This is a genomic window from Nocardia araoensis NBRC 100135, assembly GCF_000308435.1.
Lineage (GTDB): Bacteria > Actinomycetota > Actinomycetes > Mycobacteriales > Mycobacteriaceae > Nocardia > Nocardia araoensis.
The window spans coordinates 1-1,449 of the sequence record NZ_BAFR01000276.1 but is presented as its reverse complement, the minus strand read 5'-3'; the positions used below and the strand labels follow the sequence as shown (position 1 = coordinate 1,449).

Below are 1,449 nucleotides of genomic sequence, written 5' to 3'. Positions count from 1 at the left end.
CTCAATGACGATGTCAAGCCGCGACGGGTACTGCGTTGATGCTCGGGGGCTTGGTGTCGAAGGGCCGGTTGTCGCGCAGCAGGGCCCACAGCACGTCGACCAGGCGCCGGGCCAAGGCTAGGAGGGCCTGCGTATGGATGAGCCGTTCATTCCGTTTGCGCTGGTAGAACGTCCGCGATGGTCCTTCGGCTCTGATGGAGGACAGTGCGGCCATGTAGAACACGCGGCGCAGTCGCCGGTTGAAGCGTTTTGGTCGGTGCAGGTTGCCGCTGACACGGCCGGAATCGCGGGGCACGGGCACGAGTCCGGCGTAGGAGGCCAACCGGCCGGGGGTGGCGAACGTAGTGAGGTCGCCACCGGTGGTGACCAGGAACTCGGTACCCAGATGAGGTCCCATTCCGGGCAGCGACTCGATGATCGATGCCTGCGGGTGCTCCCGGAAACGCATGGTGATCTGTTTGTCGAGGTCCTTGATTTCACGGTCCAAGTCGAGCAGTTTGGCTGCCAGTCGTTTGATCAATGTCGCAGTAGCCCTCTCGCCGGGTACGGCGATGTCCTGCTCGCCGGCGGCAGCGACGGCTGTGGTGGCGATGGTGTCGATGCTCTTGCGCCAGGCGCCTTTGTTGGTGAGATGTGTTGTGACACCGTTGATTCCGGCGGCACGGATTTCGGACGGGGTGCACAGACCGGCGACCAGGATCAGCGGGGACCGGGCCGAGTAGTCGAATGCGGCCTCGAGCGCGGGAAAGATCGCGGCGAGCATGCCGCGCAGCTGGTTGACCCCGCGCACCCAGTCGCTCATGAGATCGGCGCGGTAGCTCGAGAGCTGGGTCAGCTCGGCGACCAGCTCGTCGGGTGCGGTCACCGGCGTCAGGTCGTTGCGCATGCGGGCGGTGTCGGCGATGACGCGGGCGTCCTTGGCGTCGGTCTTTCCCTCACCGCGCAGGATTCCGGTCATGGTGGCCACCACCCGGCCGGGCACGTACGCCACCGACTCCCCAGCGGTCAGCAGCACGGTGATCAGCAGCGCAGCCAGCGGGCTGATCAGATCGATCGCCCACTGCACCTCGATCCCGGTTTCGTGTGCTCGGGCGATGATCGCCTCGATCGCCCGCTGATCGTTGCCGAACTTGCCCGACCAGCACACCTTGCCGGTCTCATCCATCACGCACACGTGATGGGTTGCCTTGCCGACATCGATACCAACCCAAATCCGTTGGCGCAGTCCCACTCCCGATCTCCGCTCTCCACAATCCGAGCCCGCGGACAACCCCGCCATCAGGTCCCTAACCAGCGACGATTCGCATCAGATCTCAATAAGTGGCCGGAGTGTCCAGCACGGTGGGGCAGCCATTCCTCCCGAGCCATAACAGCTGCAACCAATCATCAGCTACACCCCACCGCCCTGGGCATCCAGGGCACCAACCCCAGACACCTACAAACTTAGGG

1 protein-coding gene is annotated in these 1,449 nt (G+C 64.5%); it reads right to left on the bottom strand.

The window, feature by feature from the left end:
• Positions 1–13: 13 nt before the first annotated feature.
• Entirely contained in the window at positions 14–1,231 is a 1,218-nt protein-coding gene (locus ON21_RS30370) for an IS110 family RNA-guided transposase (protein ID WP_039803650.1), read from the bottom strand.
• Between the last annotated feature and the right edge of the window lie 218 nt (positions 1,232–1,449).